A 19,559-nucleotide genomic window follows, 5' to 3' on the forward strand; every position below is an offset into this window, starting at 1 on the left:
ATTTTATAGAGTTAGAGCAGATTTTGCTGCCCATGAAGTGGTCGGTAGTAAAAGGTTACTGTGGTTTATGGAATATCATTTCATAGTTTTATATAAGAATGCTTGTAAAGGAAATACCGTCTATTACTTTCTAGTAATGTCGGCGACGTGGCATTACAAATAGATCATATTAGCAGCATATTTTCATGGATGCTGGTTTCTATATTTAGGTAAAATTAATTCTTATCGTTTCTGAGTTCTCGTTAAAAATCCCATCATTGCAATGGAGCATCTTATTTTGCATTTTCAGGTGAAACATTAAATAAGGGACTATCGACGTTTGGTGTCGATCTGGGTATTGTCTTTAATATTGTTTAGCACCAATCGAAAATCAGTATAATCTAAAAGAGAAAACAGAGATGCATTATAAGAAAAAAAATCTTTTGAAATCATATTGTTGATTTAGTATCTTACTACGATATAAAATTACCTAAAAGGTAAAGATTGCTCCTTAACTAAGGAGTTTACTAAAAATAATTGTATTAATAGAATTAAATAGAATAGAATTTAGTCGGTTTAGATTGGGCGGACGATAATAGAGCGATTTCGAATTCGAACTTCTTCAATGGTGACATTAATAATATCACCTTGCCGGTAGCGTTCTTCCCCCTTAACCTGAATAGTACCGATTTCCTGGCTACAAAATAATTCATTACGTATGTTATGAATAAAAGAGCCAGGGATAAAAGCTATTGCTCCATTATCTAGTAAATGTACTCGCATGCCGTTTCTTGAGATATCGATTACTTCCGCTAAAAAACGGTTATTACTACCGGCTTGCGGTTTAAGAAAACGAGCATAAAGCCAAGACTCTACATCCCGTTCTGCTAGGCGATGTTGTCGCCGGCGTTCCGTTAGATGAAGTGTTATCTCTTTAGCTGGCTGCTCTGCTTCACCAATGCCAATTACCGCTTTTAATAAGCGGTGATTAAGCATATCACTGTATTTACGGATAGGAGAAGTCCAAGTTGCATATGCAACTAGTCCTAGCCCAAAATGGGGACCTGGCACAGTACTGATTTCGGCGAAGGTTTGAAAACGGCGCATACGACTCTCTAGATAAGTGGAGGGGAGAGAATCCAGTCGACGGCGTAGCGCACAAAATCCTTCTAAGGTAAGTAGTTCAGTAGGTTCAACATCAATACAATGCTTTCGCAAGAAAGTCACTGCTTGTTCTACTAGAAGTGGGTCAAAACCGTTATGTACGTTATATAATCCATAGCCCAAGTTATCACGTAATATGTGTGCGGCGCAGACGTTGGCAGTAATCATCGCCTCCTCAATCATGCGGTTGGCAATACGTCGAGGTTCGAGAATAATATCATCTACATTACCCCTCTCATCTAGTACAAAACGATAATTAGGGCGATCTCTTAAGAGCAGCGCGTGACGGTGACGCCAGGCGCTGCGGACTTGAAAAAGATGATATAGTGATCGAATCTGATGGGTAATAGCGTCGTTTTCCGGTTTCCAAACGCCGGTATTTTCTAGCCAGTCCGAAACGTTGTCATAGATTAGCTTTGCTTTAGATTCGACCCAAGAAAGGAAAAAGCAAGCGTCATTGGCAAGCGTACCGTCTTGGTATATTGTGACACGACACGATAGGGCGGGTCGTCGTTGATTGGCGCGTAAAGCGCATAGATCGTCAGATAGCGTACGTGGTAGCATGGGAATATTAAAACCCGGGAGGTAATTAGTAAACGCGCGTTCACGAGCAATACGATCTAGCGGGCTACCGGCTGGTACGCGAGAAGTTGGATCCGCGATAGCAATAGTCATAATCCAAGAACCGTCTGGTCTGTTTTCTAGATGAATAGCGTCGTCCATATCTTCAGTGCTGGCATTATCGATAGTGATAAAATCAAGCGAGGTAAGATCGTTGCGTATGTATCCATCTTCCAAAAGATCGACTGTTTCTGGCATATTAGGCACAGTACGATCGAGATTATATCGGGCAAGAGTTACCCACCATGGTGCCAAGTGGTCATTGGAAGTTGTAATGAATCCGGTGATATTTGCATAAAATCGGCGAGCACCCTTTAATGGGTGCTGGCGCATTTCTGCAATAACCCAATCGCCGGTTTGAAGGGTCCGACAGGTAGGGGGTTGTGTTTGTATCAAAATAACATCATTAATTAGAGGATGATCCGGAACAATAGCAACCAGGTTATCTTTAACCTGTACTTGACCTACAAAACGGGTCAGGAATGGCTGGATAAGCTTTTCCGGTTCCGCAATCTCACGATCTTTCTCTGTATGTAACGCGGCAGTGATTTTATCGCCGTGCATCACGTTTTTCATAAAAGGCGGTGGAATAAAATAACTTGTCTGGGAATCAATTTCGAGGAATCCAAATTTTTTCTCAGTGCCTTTTACTATACCTTCAACACGTGGTGTCTGAGAATGAAGTTGCTGTTTTAGCTGTGCAAGCAGCGGATTATCTTGAAGCATAGTGTCCGGAAAGTGGATGCTAGTAAGTTTCTAGTGGAGTTACATAGTTTTACGTGATTTAGTTGGCTGGAGCAAGCTTCTTAGCTATCTGAACACAAAACACTGCCGGCTTTCAGGCAATTAATAATAGAATGGGTTAAGTGATCTGCAGCAGTTTTAGTGAGCATTAAAGTATGGTTTTTACCAGAAACGCTGTTGTTTTTAATATTTTAACACTATCATAAATTTTTATCATGATCTTGATAGATCACTCCTAAATCTTGATGGGGAAAAGTTAAATTTTTTTCATCTAAGAATATTATACAACAATGTCCTATATTATATTAGATATAGATAAAATCTATTGGAATGTACAATCAATACTATATTTTTCTATTTATATCATGATGTAGTGATTGTTGTCGAATATGGTGAATAGTAATGGCATTAGTATTGATTTTTGATAAATAACAAAAATAATGATATTTAAGATGAGAGTAACATTTTCTATTTATTTATATATAGAACGCTGTGGTTGCTGCATAATCCATAGAAAATTTTTCTAAAACATGCTCCCTATTTATAATTTTCTATTGATTCTATGTGTATGTTTTCATCTTTCTATATCTCCTAGATGGTAAAAATCACTGTGACATACTAGGTAGTAAAGCATTTTCGTGAAAGATAAATCATAAAATCTGTAGTATCCATTGTATAAAAATAATAGCTAGCTTACCTAAACTTAGATGTAAAGTGTTTGCTATGAATTGATAAGTAACTTTAATAACTCTTCTATATAAGTTTGGATCTTACTTGTAAGAAAATATGCGACTACAGGGGAATATAAATCAGACAATGTATACATAATAGTTAATGTAGAACACCTTTGTGTGGATTGTGGCATTTGAAACATAAAAGATACGTAAATCATTTGGAAAAGGTATTGAAAGTTATTATCGATATTTAGGGATGAAGACTAAAGTATTAATTTGATTAATATCATCTATATCATAAAAAATCAAACTATTTTTTATTGTTTAGTATTATGAGTACATCCTATGACTGACAGTGTTGTCTAAAATATACAAACCACCATTTTTTCCATTAAAAAATTGATTAACTATATATCAGAGTCTTTTAAATATAATACATGAATATATTAGGGTGGTAAGTATTTGTTATACCCTTCTGAGATATCTGAAACATATATGCTGATGATGGCGACGTAATCGTTGATACTGCTAGTAGACTAGCAATAATCTTTATGAAAGATTAAGATTTTTATTATATTTTTGTAATTATAAAAAGGAAAGGATTCTGTTTTTACAACCAGAAAAGTAAAGAAATTCAATATATATTATAAATATTTCAAGTTATATTTGAAGAAATTATTTGTTTATGAATTTCCTGTTTATAGATTGTATTGGGTTTTAGCAGTATATAACTAATTAAGACAAATATATTATAACGTATATGTATTAATTTAACTTAAGTGAATATGACATGGATGAGAGTTATCTTAATCTTTGATATTTTATATCGTTCATAACGGGCGGAGAGACAGGGATTTGAACCCTGGAAGGGATTACTCCCTTGACGGTTTTCGAAACCGTTCCGTTTAGCCGCTCCGGCATCTCTCCTATTTTTAGTGCCTATTATTCCATTTTTTATAGGACTTTGACAGTAGTAATCTACTCATCACGATATAAATGATTACTGAGCGAGAACTAGGATAATACAATTTTTATGTAATACTACTTATTCTACTCGCGGAAATGAATTAGTTAAATATGTTCTCGATTAGATGATTCATGGATCTTTCATGATATTCTTAGCAAGAACATGGATTGGCCAAGAGATTGCTTTGATAAAAAACTTCTCTGCTTTGTTTAAGTAAATGAAACTGATAGCAGGATCTATAGATAAATTGTGCTGTTATTTTTAGTCGAGGCTTATAGCTCCAGTCTTTAGTAATAGGGAGATGTTTATGTAGACTTCGTTATGTTTGGTATTTTATAAGCTCAAGCTTACTTTTAGTAAGCTTGAGAAAATATAGACAACATGCTTAAGTTATAGTTAATTTGGAGAAATAATTATACTCCAGTAATCAGTACTATAAAACTGATTTAAGAAGTGTTATAGATAATTTCGATGGAAGTTATTCCAATCAGTGTTAATCTTATTTTTTCGGATTTGGGTTTTAGCCTACTAGAAAAAATGACTCAATAAATCAAGGATACTTGATTTTGAGTTAATGAAATCTGATGATGAAGGGTATATCTAGTATACATGCTAATCATAGAAACAATTTTAGAGAGTATTGCCCTATATTGTTTGAATATTAATTCAAGTATCTCTTAGTGTTTTTAGAACAATTTAAAGAACTCTACAAGAATTTCATCTACTTGATCATTAAAGATCTGCCTTAAAATCTGTTTGCTAGGTCTGCCCGTTTATCCTGTAAAAGATAAGCGAGGGATTTATTCCTCGTATAACTGAAACGTAGGAGCGAGATAAAAGCCCTGATGTCTAGGCTAAAAAAATAAACTTAAACTTGATCTTGAAGCTAAATGGTTTTAATACAATAGTGATTAAAAATCAAACCCTTCATGTTTTGTTTGTACGCTGTATTTAAAATATCAGTTTTTTATTTCTTTTATTTAAAAGTTTAGGGTCAATATGATGATATAATTAGGAATTTATGGAAATTGTATGTGAGATGATTATATACAAATTAACATCGCATATTTTTTTAGTAAAAACTTGGCTATAACAGATCCTGTTTATAAGGGTAAACATTATAATAATATATTTCTCTATCGGTTTATAAGGATAAACTGTTATTTTTAAGTTTGGATTAGATATTGAGGCATCTATACTTACCTTTAATTAATAGAGGTTAAAAGTTATTATTTTCTGAATAAATAGCTATTGATAACAAAAAGATAATCATATTAAAGAATATTATCTATATTATTTATCATGGATGCAGTGACTTTTTATTCAGTAAATAGAGACACTCTATTCATAAAAAAGATCGTCTCTCCCTCTTAAATTATTTAGTAAGAGTTTTAAATAACAGCCCGAATTAATTTATGCCTTTATCAGGCTCATATTTGTTTTTTAGGCAGATCTAGTGTTAGGAGTATACGTAGAGTACAGAAAAATCATTGAGGTTAAACATAAAGTTCTCACTGCTATGCTCAGTATGGATTGCGCGAGTCACTATATATTGCCATCAAACTCAAATCATAGTTTGATGGCAATACCGACATAGTCACTCTATCATTACCTAATATGCCATGAAACACTTAAAGATCAATATCAAGTAGTGTGTTATATTATATTTCATATTATGTACAGAGTTGGCATATGGAAACATGTTGCAAAAGAAATATCACGATTTGATTGCAGAGATGGAGTGGTATAACCAGTTCGTTCCCTAATCAGTCTTAAGGAAATAGACTGAGGGTAAATGTTATATGTAGTTTGCGATAGCCTGTCAGGTTTTTAGCCTTCGCATAACTGTATCTATCTTCTATTAATACAGTGCTTTTGTATATTCTGAATGCTATATTTTTCCTTCAAAAACCTACCCTGGTAGATAGAGAGATATCATTTAATTTTACATCTTACATTTAATTTACTTTTTACTAAAAGTAAAAGAGTCTTTGCTTTATAAAAAGCAAATGTTATAAAACATGCGATGTAGCATCGCGTGTGTTACGAGCAATAATAGCTAACAGATACTTATCCTCGCTTAGTGGGCGAGGGTGTGTCGAGTATGAATTTTTGAATGGCAAATGCAACTCCATCTTCTACATTACTCGTTGTGATAAATTGGCTGACAGCTTTAATTTCATCAATTGCATTTTCCATTGCCACCCCCGTTCCAGCATACTGAATCATCGCTAGATCGTTAGCTTGATCTCCAATCGTCATAACTTCATCACGATTTAATCCAAGATATTCCGCTAACACTTTTACCGCCTTGCCTTTATTGGCTTGTTTGTTCAGTAATTCTAGATAATATGGTGCGCTTTTCATGATAGTATAGCGCTCAAAAGTTTCTTTTGGAATTCGTTTAATCGCTGAGTTTAGAATATCCGGGTCGTCTATCATCATGACTTTTGGAAAACGCAAGGAAATGTCCATCTCTTCAACTGCACGAAACTTGAAAGGGATGCCGGTTAGTGCAGCCTCATAAACTGTATACTGGCTGATATCACGATTAGCGGTATACAGGGTATCAAAATCTAATGCATGAAAATGTACGTCTAGCTGGCGGGATAAAGCCTCTAAGTAGAGGTAATCATTGATATCCAGCAATTTTTGCGAAATACATGATCCGTCAACTGTCCGTTGTATCAGAGCGCCGTTATTGGTAATACAATAATTCCCATTTTTTTGTAAATCTAGTTGGATTAAATATTTGGTTACGCCAACGTAGGGCCTACCGGTAGCCAGCACGATGTACGTCGCCTGATCATGCGCCAATCCAATAGCCTCTTTTACTGTAGAGGTAATCTCATGTTTATGATTTAATAGGGTTCCGTCTATATCAATTGCAATCAACTTTATTGCCATAGTATCCTCTTGGATTGAGCCAAAAGCATAAATTTGATGCTTGGCGCTTGTTTTTATTGTCAGATTTCGAAAGGGGTATGTTTTATATTGAAATGATATTGGTTTAAGTGTATCTCCATATTTAGAGATGAAAGTTATTTTAAAAAAATCAATGTACTATACAACCTCTTCAGAAGAGGTTTTTTCTTTAATACGTTAGCATCTATGCGAGATAGCTGGCATTGTACTTATTTATATATTAAAGAAGGGTAAACTGAATTTTGTAAAATCGAGCATCATAAAACAATGTTTTTGATTGGGATATAAAATCTTTCTTCTAATTTAATTGGATATTATCTAAATACATTTCTGAGTTATACTCAGTCTAATAGACTCCACTGTATTCAACAAAAGTGGAATACACACTTAAAGTGAAATCATTAAAAAAACATAGGTTGTTTTCTAAACATATATATAATTACGTACTGATAACCCCCCTCCATTCTCTGCCTGTAGGTCAGTTGCCCAGTTTTAACGTAAGGAAAAAACAATGATTAATCTTGGTATTGTGATGGATCCGATTTCTTCCATCAATCTTAAAAAAGATAGCAGTTTCGCTATGCTGTTAGAAGCAGAGAAGCGCGGTTATAAAATTTATTATATGACAATGAGTTCTTTATATCTGCGTAGTGGTTCAGCGCGGGCTTCTACCCGTCTATTGTCACTTAGTCAAGACTCTAATACGGGCTATAGATTCTATGATGAACAGGATATCAGTCTCAGCGAATTAGATGTTATCCTAATGCGAAAAGATCCTCCCTTTAATACTGAATTAATTTATGCTACATATATTTTGGAGCGTGCAGAGGATGCGGGTGTTCTTGTTGTTAACAAACCGCAGAGTCTTCGAGATTGTAACGAAAAATTATTTACCGTCTGGTTTTCTTGCCATACCCCTGATACGTTGGTAAGTAGGTGTGATAAGCATATTCGCGAATTCTGGAAAGAGCATACTGATATTATTTTGAAACCGCTTGATGGTATGGGGGGAACCTCGGTTTTTCGTGCGAAGGCAGATGATCCTAACTTCACGGTGATTGTTGAAACTCTAACCGGGTATGGCCATTATTTTTGTATGGCACAAACTTATGTGCCTGCTATTGAGGCCGGGGATAAGCGGGTATTAGTGATAGATGGTAAGCCAGTCCCCTATTGTTTAGCACGCATGCCTAAACTTGGTGAAACTCGTGCTAATCTAGCAGCTGGGGGTCGTGGTGAGCCCCGGTTGCTTAGCGATAGTGACTGGAGAATCGCCCAAGATGTAGCGCCAGTGCTGAAGCAAAAAGGACTGATTTTTGTAGGACTAGACATTATAGGTGATCGCCTGATTGAAATAAACGTCACCAGTCCCACTTGCGTCCAAGAAATTGAAGCGGTTTTCCCTATTTCTATTACCGGTATGTTGATGGACGCGATTGAAAAACGTCTTGCTGTTTAAAAAAAATTAATATTCAATAGCTTATTTGCTATATAAAGTTTCATACTGTTGATATAAATAATTCGGATTCGATTGAATAAAAGTGGTGCTGTTTTTTAGAGAGTAATATACATGTTTAATGTAAGTTCAGATTTATTATCTAATAAAGATAACGCTTTTATAGCGTTAGCATCCAAATGCTTATGAAAATTTATGACGCATATTTTATATTTATAGGTATAGAAGAAATTTTAATGATGCGATATATATAGTTTGATGGATAATCAATTATAATATCAGTTGTATGTTAGCAAGCTTTATAGGTAGGTTAAAAGAGGATCTGTTTACTTTTTATTGTACATTCTCAGTTTTGTATCCACCACACTAGGTGTAAAAAATATATAATGCAGCGCATAACAAGAAGCGTCGTACGGTAGTTAGGATGTGGATTTTGAAAAATATTAAAAGTTCATCAAATTACAAAATTTGCACAAAAAGTATGGAAAACACTGCAAATCTATATAAAGATCATTGGGGGTGATCAATTTCAAATACATGATCTAGAAGCTTTAGGTATATTCTGTGTCGTTTGACGTATAAGTTGTACTCTATATCAACGATGTCATACCTAGATTGAATTGAGTATCTATCGGATATTAATGAAGTTGTACAATAACCTACTAAAAATCATTAAAAATAAAGAGGAATGTTTTGTCAAGCTGTTCTGTACTTGAATGCAATCTTTGAGTGGAGAGGCTCTCGTAGTTTTTTTATGCAATATTTTATTACATTATATTTTTGAGTATATATGTTGCGACAACCGATTATAGCACAATATAAAAGTGTATGTTTATATTTTAATATAAATCAGTCACGGTTTTATTTTTTAATAAAACATAGTTAAAATTGATATGCTCTTCGTTTTTGTAGTAAATCGGATCTATTTTGATGTGATGCTTGTTTTAGCACTAGATTATTAACATTGAAAATACTTATGTTTTATTTTTGATTGTGAGAAGTTTATTAATAATTGATTCAGCTATTTTCTGATGGTTAGGATGAAAACTAGGATTGTGATTTATATCAGGTACGGGAATAATGGTTTTGTGCCTGGAAGATAGAAAACGCTCGAAAAGCGATGTTATACTTATGATTTTAAAGGTGTAGTCAACTCAACGTATATCTTTAGATCAAGAAATATATACATTTCTTGATTCATATAATCAATTGAACGGTTTATGTGGACATAAGACATGTATCTTTCTTGTCGCGTAATATTATTTGAATGAATATATCGTTTATTAAGCGAACATCTTGTTAAGTGATCCGCTTCTAAAATAGAAACAATATATAAGAAGATCATGAGAAAATATATAATAACCAATGACTTATCATAACTTTATTTAAATTAAGATTAAAGTTTGATAAATAATACAAACTAAATAATTAAGAAAAGACTCTGCTTTTTTTAGACAATGATCTTTCGGAGAAGAGTAAAACGCGGGTGCGCGTTCACGCGCAGCCGTGATATTTAGTTTCTTAGACGAGGTGTCTGAAGTTGCAGACGAATAGATGCCGCCAACTCATCTAATGTGGATTGTTTTTGGTGAACGGGAAAGGATTCATACCCTAATTGCGCTTCAGCTAGATAAGTATGAAAGGGTTTTCCTTCTTCATTTTCCATGACAACATGATACCAAGGAGCTTGACGGAGGCTATCTTCAGATGCGATCATATCTAGTGAAGGTTTCTCTAGAGAGTATTCTGGATCTACGTCGATAATTACGCCCAAGTACCCGAGTAGTTTATGCCGGACCTGCTGTCCTATACTAAATTTGCTGGCAATCATAAGATTTCCTGTAAAAAGCATGTATGAGAGTGGATATGGGGGAACTTTAGGGTAACTCAAGGTTACAAGAGATCATTTTAAGCATAACAGGAGCATCCTTTACAATATAATCTGTTAATTAAGATCGCTGGATCTTCTAAAATACTTGCAAAGTGTCTAATAATTTTAATATGCGTCGATTTTGTTTTTAAAAATGTTTTGGGAGAAATTTCTATCTTTTATGTATATTTTTCATTACCTTATAATGAGATAAGCTGGATAGAATCTTGTAAAAGTATTATGTATTATTTTTAATAGATCAAAGCAATGTTCTAGTAAATTCTTCACAATAATTAATATGTGTCCTCTTACCGTTAGTTCAATTCTCAATAGAAGGAAGGAAGGCACAAGATGTGCCAATATTGCTTAAAATATATTGTAAAGTATATAATAACACATTACGCATGACATCTAATAAGATTGGTTTTAAAATAAAAATATAAGATAATATCAATCTTTTATCTTGTGTTCTGAAAGATAGAACTTGCATTACAAGACAATCTGAGTGTCGAACTAAATAAAAATTCTCATAAAGTTTTATTATAGAGGTATTTGACTCATGGAGTTTCGGTTACTTCTTAAGTAGGTGCTGCTGAATTTTCTAATCGAAAAATGTGGAATCTAGAAATTCACATATATCCATCAGAAAATCATTAATAGATTAAAGGAACGGCTCTCAGAAAGAGAATCAAGACTTTTTTGTATAGACGGTATCCCTACCCATAAACGATAGAAAATCATAGGGGTAATCTTTAATAAATTTGTTTTTTGTGATTTATAAAAATGGTGTAGAGATATGATAGTGTATCACTAATGGATACCAAAACGCTCATCGATCAATTTTGATCCAGATATGAATGCTGTAATAATATTATCTATACGAAAAATATGTTTTTAATTATGATTGGATTCTCTTCTATAGCATATCGCATGCTATACGGACTATGGACATAGTCTGCGTAATAGCAAGAAGAGACCTTTTTTTTCTTTGTATTCCCATGATTATAGAAGTGAACAAGTGTTTTTAAATCTTTTCAACCTGAGAAAAGAATAGATGTCATGGTGATTCTTAATATAATAAAACAAGTTGAGAACGATTTTGTTAGATCATTACTGTCGCATCTGTTTCTAATATTTTTTTAAAATTCGAGAGTTATTCAAATGGTAAGAAGATAGTATGTAAAACTGCGTCTATAGCATAGAGAAATCCAACGGTACTTTACCCCCCGATAATATCAAATATTTTTCTCTTTAATCTAATCTTTTCTGATTTGATCAGAAAGGTATAATATTATCATGCAATATATGAGCATTCAGTTATCAATTAATCCAAGTGATGAAAAAATGCATTTTTAAACACTCTAACCCAGGTGCAAATCGCTGGCTAGCGATTAGTAAGTATTGCAATAACAAATAGTATAAAAATAAAAAACTATTGTTTTTGGTGAAAGTGATTTCTATGCAATAGCTTATTAATTTTCGAGTGTTTTCTAAAAAAAACCAATAAAGTATGGGTCTTAGAGTGCAGAAGTCAATAAAAGCATAAATATGATCAACGTTTCAATAGGTTTGGAAATATTTAGTATAAATGAAATATGAACAACTATATTTTTTATGCAATGTACAATTGTGATTCATTATCAAGTGTTATCAAGAACAGGTATCGCTTAGAGCACTTCCTTGGATATTGTGAGAGTTTGATAAGATTAACGGTGAATATGTATAAAAGAAATAATAATCGCGGTGTAGATATGATATTCCGGGTCTATATGTTATAATTAATCTTCATATCGTTTAGCTACAATTTTAACCTAGATATTTACATCCATTGTTCTATATTAAAACAATACGAAATCATTTATTAAAAAAAAATTAGATAAAATGTAATTGTTTAAACTGATAAACGAACCTAAGATCATAATCGTCGTTAAAAATCAATATTTTCGGCTGTTAGTGCGTTTTTTTCAATAAACGCACGACGTGGCTCGACTGCATCTCCCATTAGTGTAGTAAAAAGCTGGTCAGCTGCGATGGCATCCTTAACTGTGACACGTAGCATGCAGCGGCTGTTTGGATCCATAGTGGTCTCCCACAATTGTACGGGATTCATCTCACCTAAACCCTTATAACGTTGTACTGTTAGACCTCGACGTGATTCTTTTAGAAGCCATGCCAATGTCTGTTCAAAGTTTCTTACCGGCTGTTGTTTTTCACCGCGTTTAATATAAGCATTAACTTCGATAAGCTCACTAAGCTTTTTACCAAGTCTTGTGAGTTTTCCATACTCGCTACTTTGAAAAAAATCATAATCTAGCAAATAATAAGTATCCATACCATACATGTTGATCTGCAGAAGCGGCTCAAATCGTTGTCGTTCAAGATTTTCCTGTATTTTAAAACTATAGCTACTGCCAGTTTTTTCGTGATCGTTTAGCGCGTGTACTATCAATGTAATCCAACTTGTCACATGATCATATTGATTTAATTGAGATTGATGAAGATGAGGCTGGTGAATTAATTGTTCAAGCAGCACGCGTGGAAAACGGCGCTCCATACGCTGAATAATCTTTTGGACAGCATAATATTCAGCGACAAGATGCTTCAATGACTCATTGTCTAGACCTGACCTATAGGTGTTGTTGGTATGTAAAGTGGCGCCCTCTATTGCTTGGGCAATCTGATACTCCTGCATAGCCTCATCATCTTTGATGTATTGCTCTTGCTTACCTTTTTTGACTTTATATAGCGGCGGTTGTGCGATAAATACATATCCTCGCTCGATGATGTCTGGCATCTGACGATAAAAAAAAGTTAATAATAAAGTGCGGATATGTGAGCCATCGACATCAGCATCAGTCATAATAATAATACTATGATACCGCAGTTTATCCGGATTATATTCATCACGACCGATTCCACAACCGAGAGCAGTTATTAGCGTAGCGACTTCCTGGGAAGAGAGTATTTTATCAAAACGGGCTTTTTCGACGTTAAGAATTTTGCCTTTTAGAGGTAATATTGCTTGGTTTTTTCGGTTACGGCCTTGCTTGGCTGACCCCCCGGCAGAGTCACCCTCTACCAGATATAGTTCGGACAGTACTGGATCGCGTTCCTGGCAATCTGCCAATTTACCAGGCAAGCCTGCCAGATCTAGAGCGCCCTTACGACGTGTCATTTCACGTGCCTTACGAGCGGATTCACGGGCACGGGCAGCGTCAATGATTTTACCGACGACGATTTTAGCGTCAATAGGGTTTTCTAGAAGATATGCTAAAAGGTGTTCATTAATCAGTGATTCTACTGAAGATTTTACCTCCGAGGAAACAAGTTTATCTTTGGTTTGCGAAGAAAATTTTGGATCTGACACTTTTACTGAAAGAACGGCAATAAGTCCTTCTCGGGTGTCATCACCAGTGGCTGTGACTTTAGCCTTCTTGCTGTAGCCTTCTTTATCCATATAGGAGTTTAGCGTCCGGGTCATACCCGCCCGGAAGCCAGCTAAATGAGTGCCGCCGTCACGTTGTGGAATATTGTTGGTAAAGCAGTAAATATTTTCTTGAAACCCATCATTCCATTGCAATGCGATCTCCAGGCCAATACCATCTTTTTCGGTAGAAAAATAAAACACGTTTGGGTGGATCGGTGTTTTATTCTTGTTCAAGTATTCTACAAAAGCTTTGATGCCGCCTTTATAATGAAAGTGATCTTCTTTTTCGGTTCTCTTATCATGTAAACGGATAGATACCCCAGAGTTAAGAAAAGAGAGTTCCCGTATTCGCTTTGCTAGGATTTCATATTGAAATTCAATATTATTAGTAAAGGTGGTAACACTTGGCCAAAATCGGACACTGGTCCCCGTTTGGTCGGTATCGTCCACTACTTGAAGTGGTAATTGGGGTACGCCGGCGTAATAGGTTTGCTGATGTACTTTACCTTCGCGTTTTATTATTAATTCAAGTTTTTCTGAAAGAGCATTCACTACTGATACACCGACCCCGTGTAATCCGCCTGATACTTTATAGGAATTAGCGTCAAACTTCCCACCTGCATGTAGCACGGTCATAATAACTTCAGCGGCGGATACCCCCTCTTCTTCGTGAATACCAGTTGGAATACCGCGACCGTCATCTTGAACGGAAACTGAATTATCTTCGTGAATCACGATGGCGATTTCTTTACAGTGGCCGGCAAGAGCTTCATCGATAGCATTGTCTACAACTTCGAATACCATATGATGCAGACCAGTACCGTCATCTGTATCGCCAATATACATACCCGGCCGCTTACGTACCGCATCTAGTCCTTTGAGTACTTTTATACTTGAGGAGTCATAAAAATTTGACATCAATCTTTCCCGCTTATTCTAAACTTATGATTAAAAGTTGATTTTATCTTGTTTTATCTTAGATGGTTTACCTTTTCATTAGTGGTATTGTGAACGTTATATTATTAACTCGGCTGATGAAAATCTTGGATTAGGTAAAGCGTGAACGCTATGTTAATAAGCGGTAATCTCCGACAGCTTTTTTAAGCGAAGTCGTTAATAAAATCAAAATAAGATACATCATTCTGGTAACTAAGGAATAGATTTTATTCCAGACATAGAATTTATATTAATCATGTAGGATAACTGCGCAATAAAATATTCATCAGTGGTATGCTACCTCTCGGATCAGTCAATCTGGTTGAGAGAAACTAGAAGTTGTGTAAGTTATCAAGCGATTACCTTTTAATTAGCATTCCAGTAGTTTGTTAACATTACGTCAATTTCGCCGGCGACGCTATTGATAACAGCTGAGGTGATGTAAATTGTTTTTACTATTTTATTGGTGCTTGAGGTTATTCAAGGCTATAAAGAACGTGAGTTTGTTATTAAACTAGATGAAATTTCATAAATGTTTATTTCAATCCGCTTCCGGTAGGAAGAAAAAATCTTTTCCGGCTTCATTCGTTAAACAGGATATGCAGCGGATGCCATCATTTTAATAGTAGCCTCTATTTTTCATGCAGACTCTTCTGTTACGCTATGAATGATGCATGGTCTCTACCAGAAAGTCAGATCTCTCCGGGTTTGAGGCGTTTCTGAAAGATGAAGGCTAATAAATCATTAGTGAAACTTGCCTGTATTTCACTCTGTAAGACACATAGCTTCGAGGAAGCTTATTCATAGTCTTTAAAATACCAGTGTGATCATTGTTATTAGTTTGAGTAGGTGAGTTGAAATTAGAAGAATCAATATGTTATACATTCTTCAGCAGAAGATATAAGAGAGATTTATTCACATAACCTTGCTATCTCGTCTTAGAGACGCATCGGCATAATAACATAAGTTCGAGATTGGGTTGTGTTGTCTTCGATTTGCACACTGGACACTCCATCTGTAAATAGGAGGCGTGCTTTCTCGCACTTCAAGACATGCAATACATCAAGTATATAGTTAACGTTAAAACCAATTTCCATTTCATTACCTTGATAGTTAACGTCGAGGATTTCTTCCGCCTCTTCTTGTTCTTGATTATTAGCGGTAATTCGTAGTGTGTTGGTACTAAGATACAGCCGAATACCACGAAACTTCTCATTAGAGAGGATCGCGGCCCGGCTAAAAGCCTGTATTAGCATATCACACTCCGCTTCGAGTATATTCTTGGGATTTTTTGGTAATACCTGCCGATAATTAGGAAAACAGCCCTCAACCAGTTTAGAAGTGAAAATATAATTACCAATATTGGCGCGGATATGATGAGTTCCAATGGTTAGTTTTACCGGATTTTCGACGTAGTCTAGCATGCGAAGGAGCTCGATCACGCCTTTGCGTGGGACAATGACAGAACAGGAAGGCAGCAGTTCGTAAATGGGCATAGTGCAGACAGCCAGACGGTGTCCATCAGTGGCCACAGCGCGCAGTTCATTGACTTCCGTTTCAAACAGCATCCCATTAAGATAATACCGTACATCCTGATATGCCATGGAGAACTGAGTGGATTCAATTAGTCGTTTCAAAGTTGACTGTGATAGAACAAGTTCCACTGAACTTTGCCAATCATCTATATTTGGAAAGTCGGAGGCTGGTAGTGTAGACAGTGAATAGCGACTGTGTCCCGATCGAATTAATAGACGTGCGCCTTCTAGGACTATAGCGATTTCTGAACCTTCCGGGAGACCACGGCAAATATTGAAAAATTTTCGAGTCGATACTGTGGTAGTACCTGATTTAAGGGTTTTGCTCAGCCTGACATGTGTAACTATTTCTATTTCTAAATTAGTACTGGTTAACAGTAACTGATCTTTTGTTGCTTGTAAGAGTAGATTACTCAAAATGGTTAAACTGGGGCGACTTACCAATAAACTGGTGAGCTGTTGCAGTGGTTTCAAAAGAGACTCACGTTTGACTATAAATTTCATAGCTAGGAAGATAATGTTCTAATTAAATTGCAGAAATCTTCTTTAATATCGTGACTTTCTTCACGCAATTGCTCTATTTTTCGGCAGGCGTGGAGTACTGTAGTATGATCGCGCCCACCAAACGCATCTCCAATTTCTGGAAGACTATGATTTGTCAATTCTTTCGATAAGGCCATTGCCATTTGTCGAGGACGTGCTACTGACCGTGAACGCCGTTTTGAAAGTAAATCCGCAATCTTAATTTTATAATATTCTGCTACGGTTTTCTGGATGTTATCAATGGTAACTAATTTTTCCTGTAGTGCCAGTAGATCTCGTAGCGCTTCGCGTACAAAATCAATGGTAATTGCTCGACCAGTGAAATTTGCATTGGCGATGACACGATTTAAAGCTCCTTCTAGTTCACGTACATTGGAACGTAACCGTTTTGCGATAAAAAACGCTACATCCCCAGATAAATGGATGGCGTTTTCGTCAGCTTTCTTCATCAAGATAGCCACGCGAGTTTCTAGCTCCGGGGGTTCAATTGCTACTGTTAGACCCCAGCCAAAGCGTGACTTGAGCCTATCTTCTACGCCGTTAATTTCTTTGGGATAGCGATCTGAACTTAAAATAATCTGCTGATTACCTTCTAGTAGCGCGTTAAAAGTATGAAAAAATTCCTCTTGCGATCGCTCCTTATTTGCAAAAAACTGAATGTCATCAATCAATAATGCATCTGCTGATCGGTAGTGGCGTTTAAACTCTTCGATTGCATTATTCTGTAAAGCCTTAACCATGTCCTGGACAAAACGCTCGGAATGCATATAGGCTACTTTGACCTTCCCCTTTGTCGCCATGATGCTATTCCCCACCGCATGCAGAAGATGGGTTTTCCCTAGCCCAGTCCCACCGTAAAGAAAGAGAGGGTTATAGGCCCCGCCTGGATTGTCAGCAACCTGTCTCGCTGCTGCGCGGGCTAGTTGGTTTGATTTACCTTCAACGAAATTATTAAAGTTATGTTTAGGATTTACATTAGAGCGATAAGATAAGTTTAGTTGCAATGATGCATTATTCCAGTTTGTCCGCCTTGGTTTCGGATAGGTGAAGGCTGTTTGTCTGGAAGGTCTTCTCGTATGCTGGCTAGTTAGGTGGCATGCTCTTATTATTGGCGGTTTACTACCAACTTCAAAGCGAAGTAATGGGGCGGAAGTACCGCAGAAATCGTTTAGTAATGTTTTTATATTATTCAAGTATTTATCTCTTACCCAATTTAGAACAAATCGATTTGGGGCGTAAAGCGCCATAGTGTTGTCACGCAGTTCTGCTTGTAGAGGGCGTATCCACATACTAAATTCTGTGGCAGGTAACTCATCCTTTAATCGGGCAAGACATTGCTGCCAAAGTGAAAGTGACACAAAAAACTCCAATCGCACAAGGTCAATAATAAAAGAAAAACTTACAGTTCATCATCTTTTGGTACACATGACCATAATGAAACCGGACCATTTTAAGCGATGTTTCTTGCATCGGATTCGATTGAGGATGCCATTATGGATTTTAGATCATAACGCAAACTGTAGCGGAGATCCTCCTCTTCTAGATAGTTTTTATCCAGAGAGTGCCGGATTTTTAAGATCATATAGGATCAGAGGAATGCTAGATAAAAATCTAGTCTTATAATCAATATAATACAACATTCTTTAGATGTTTAGCTGAAAAGACGGATAGATAATGAATTATCTAGAACCCTAATAGATACTGTTTTGTAGTATGAACCCCGTAGGATGCGGAGTTCGACTCTTTAGTGTTCCCTGTTCTCTATCGTTCAATTCTATATAGTAGGAAGAGATTCTGATAGGAATATGGATATTCAAGTATTCCATGCATAAACTGAATTGACTCCGGAGGATACAATAATTACAATTCTTTCTCTTTTATCGTTATATGATAAAAGAGCATCCGGTCGTTTTTAAACCGTATGGTCAACCTTATTTGCTGATTAGCAATCATTAAGATTTAGGTAGAAAACTTTATGAAACGCACTTTTCAACCGTCCTTATTAAAACGCAACCGTACTCACGGTTTCCGTACTCGTATGTCAACGAAGAACGGTCGTCAGGTTTTGGCACGTCGTCGTGCAAAAAGCCGTACACGTCTGACTGTTTCTTCAAAGTAAACAAGTGTACCACCAAGTGGTTAAGTTTACGTTGCCTCGGAACTCTCGGTTGTTAACTCCTAATCATTTTACTTTCGTCTTTCAGAAGCCACAATGGGCTCGTACGCCGCATATGACTATTCTGGGTCGCCTAAATACGTTAGGGTATCCCCGAGTTGGTCTTGCGGTTGCTAAAAAATATGTAAAGTATGCTCATGAACGTAATCGGATTAAGAGGTTAACACGCGAAAGTTTTCGTTTGCATCAGCATATTTTGCCGAACATGGATTTCGTTGTTATTGCTAAAAAAGGTGTGGACGGTTTGAATAACCATCTTTTAATAGAAGCTTTAGGAAAATTATGGCGTCGCCATTGTCGCTAGTATCAATGCTCCTGATTAGATTAATCCGTGGTTATCAACTAGTGATTAGCCCGTTATTGGGACCGCATTGTCGGTTCCGTCCCACTTGTGCATTGTATGGAATTGAAGCGATGCGTCGATTTGGTATCTTTAAAGGTACTGTATTGACGTTGAAGCGCGTATTAAAATGCCACCTTTTGAATCCAGGTGGGGATGATCCTGTTCCGCCAAAAATTCTTAATAATAGAGAACATTAACA

General features: G+C 36.1%; 10 protein-coding genes and 1 tRNA gene. 4 read left to right on the forward strand and 7 right to left on the reverse strand.

The genetic code is table 11. The features are described from left to right. Positions 1 to 555: 555 nt before the first annotated feature. The 3 genes from GFK82_RS00935 to yidA all read right to left on the reverse strand — a co-directional run bounded on the left by GFK82_RS00935 (position 556) and on the right by yidA (position 7,056). Positions 556 to 2,490, reverse strand: coding sequence for an exoribonuclease II (locus GFK82_RS00935; RefSeq protein WP_226811063.1), 1,935 nt, complete (start codon positions 2,488 to 2,490; stop codon positions 556 to 558). 1,532 nt (positions 2,491 to 4,022) lie between these two features. After that, positions 4,023 to 4,109, reverse strand: a tRNA-Ser gene (locus tag GFK82_RS00940). A gap of 2,110 nt (positions 4,110 to 6,219) precedes the next feature. Next, the gene (gene yidA, locus GFK82_RS00945) at positions 6,220 to 7,056 is read right to left on the reverse strand and encodes a sugar-phosphatase (RefSeq protein ID WP_226811064.1); all 837 of its coding nucleotides are present in this window, start codon (positions 7,054 to 7,056) and stop codon (positions 6,220 to 6,222) included. A gap of 529 nt (positions 7,057 to 7,585) precedes the next feature. On the opposite strand from yidA, the gene gshB reads away from it, so the two are divergent. After that, positions 7,586 to 8,533, forward strand: coding sequence for a glutathione synthase (gene gshB, locus GFK82_RS00950; protein WP_226811065.1), 948 nt, complete (start codon positions 7,586 to 7,588; stop codon positions 8,531 to 8,533). 1,510 nt (positions 8,534 to 10,043) lie between these two features. On the opposite strand, the gene hspQ is transcribed toward gshB, so the two are convergent. The 4 genes from hspQ to dnaA form a co-directional block, all read right to left on the reverse strand. After that, complete coding sequence (hspQ, locus tag GFK82_RS00955) at positions 10,044 to 10,361, reverse strand: heat shock protein HspQ (RefSeq protein WP_226811066.1); 318 nt, start codon at positions 10,359 to 10,361, stop codon at positions 10,044 to 10,046. A 1,966-nt stretch (positions 10,362 to 12,327) separates the two neighbouring features. Further along, a complete protein-coding gene (gene gyrB, locus GFK82_RS00960; RefSeq protein ID WP_226811067.1) occupies positions 12,328 to 14,745 on the reverse strand; it encodes a DNA topoisomerase (ATP-hydrolyzing) subunit B in 2,418 nt (805 codons plus the stop codon). Between the two features lie 956 nt (positions 14,746 to 15,701). Further along, on the reverse strand, positions 15,702 to 16,802 hold the full coding sequence (dnaN, locus tag GFK82_RS00965) for a DNA polymerase III subunit beta (protein WP_226811068.1): 1,101 nt from the start codon (positions 16,800 to 16,802) through the stop codon (positions 15,702 to 15,704). 2 nt (positions 16,803 to 16,804) lie between these two features. Continuing rightward, the gene (dnaA, locus tag GFK82_RS00970; RefSeq protein WP_226811069.1) at positions 16,805 to 18,199 is read right to left on the reverse strand and encodes a chromosomal replication initiator protein DnaA; all 1,395 of its coding nucleotides are present in this window, start codon (positions 18,197 to 18,199) and stop codon (positions 16,805 to 16,807) included. Between the two features lie 617 nt (positions 18,200 to 18,816). On the opposite strand from dnaA, the gene rpmH reads away from it, so the two are divergent. Genes rpmH through yidD form a run of 3 tightly spaced genes read left to right on the forward strand, consistent with a single transcriptional unit; the run spans position 18,817 to position 19,557 of the window. Then, entirely contained in the window at positions 18,817 to 18,960 is a 144-nt protein-coding gene (gene rpmH, locus GFK82_RS00975; RefSeq protein ID WP_226811070.1) for a 50S ribosomal protein L34, read from the forward strand. A gap of 16 nt (positions 18,961 to 18,976) precedes the next feature. Next, a complete protein-coding gene (gene rnpA / locus GFK82_RS00980) occupies positions 18,977 to 19,321 on the forward strand; it encodes a ribonuclease P protein component (protein WP_226811071.1) in 345 nt (114 codons plus the stop codon). Continuing rightward, complete coding sequence (yidD, locus tag GFK82_RS00985) at positions 19,300 to 19,557, forward strand: membrane protein insertion efficiency factor YidD (protein ID WP_226811072.1); 258 nt, start codon at positions 19,300 to 19,302, stop codon at positions 19,555 to 19,557. The genes rnpA and yidD overlap by 22 nt, the downstream gene beginning before the upstream one ends. The last annotated feature ends 2 nt before the right edge of the window (positions 19,558 to 19,559 follow it).

It is taken from the genome of Candidatus Steffania adelgidicola (assembly GCF_020541225.1).
GTDB classification, from domain to species: domain Bacteria; phylum Pseudomonadota; class Gammaproteobacteria; order Enterobacterales; family Enterobacteriaceae; genus Steffania; species Steffania adelgidicola.

Excerpts from the sequence above, each read along its gene's own strand:
- GFK82_RS00935 (WP_226811063.1), bottom strand. The coding sequence starts at position 2,490 with ATGCTTCAAGATAATCCGCTGCTTGCACAGCTAAAACAGCAACTTCAT.
- yidA (WP_226811064.1), bottom strand. The coding sequence starts at position 7,056 with ATGGCAATAAAGTTGATTGCAATTGATATAGACGGAACCCTATTAAAT.
- gshB (WP_226811065.1), top strand. The coding sequence starts at position 7,586 with ATGATTAATCTTGGTATTGTGATGGATCCGATTTCTTCCATCAATCTT.
- hspQ (WP_226811066.1), bottom strand. The coding sequence starts at position 10,361 with ATGATTGCCAGCAAATTTAGTATAGGACAGCAGGTCCGGCATAAACTA.
- gyrB (WP_226811067.1), bottom strand. The coding sequence starts at position 14,745 with ATGTCAAATTTTTATGACTCCTCAAGTATAAAAGTACTCAAAGGACTA.
- dnaN (WP_226811068.1), bottom strand. The coding sequence starts at position 16,802 with ATGAAATTTATAGTCAAACGTGAGTCTCTTTTGAAACCACTGCAACAG.
- rpmH (WP_226811070.1), top strand. The coding sequence starts at position 18,817 with ATGAAACGCACTTTTCAACCGTCCTTATTAAAACGCAACCGTACTCAC.
- yidD (WP_226811072.1), top strand. The coding sequence starts at position 19,300 with ATGGCGTCGCCATTGTCGCTAGTATCAATGCTCCTGATTAGATTAATC.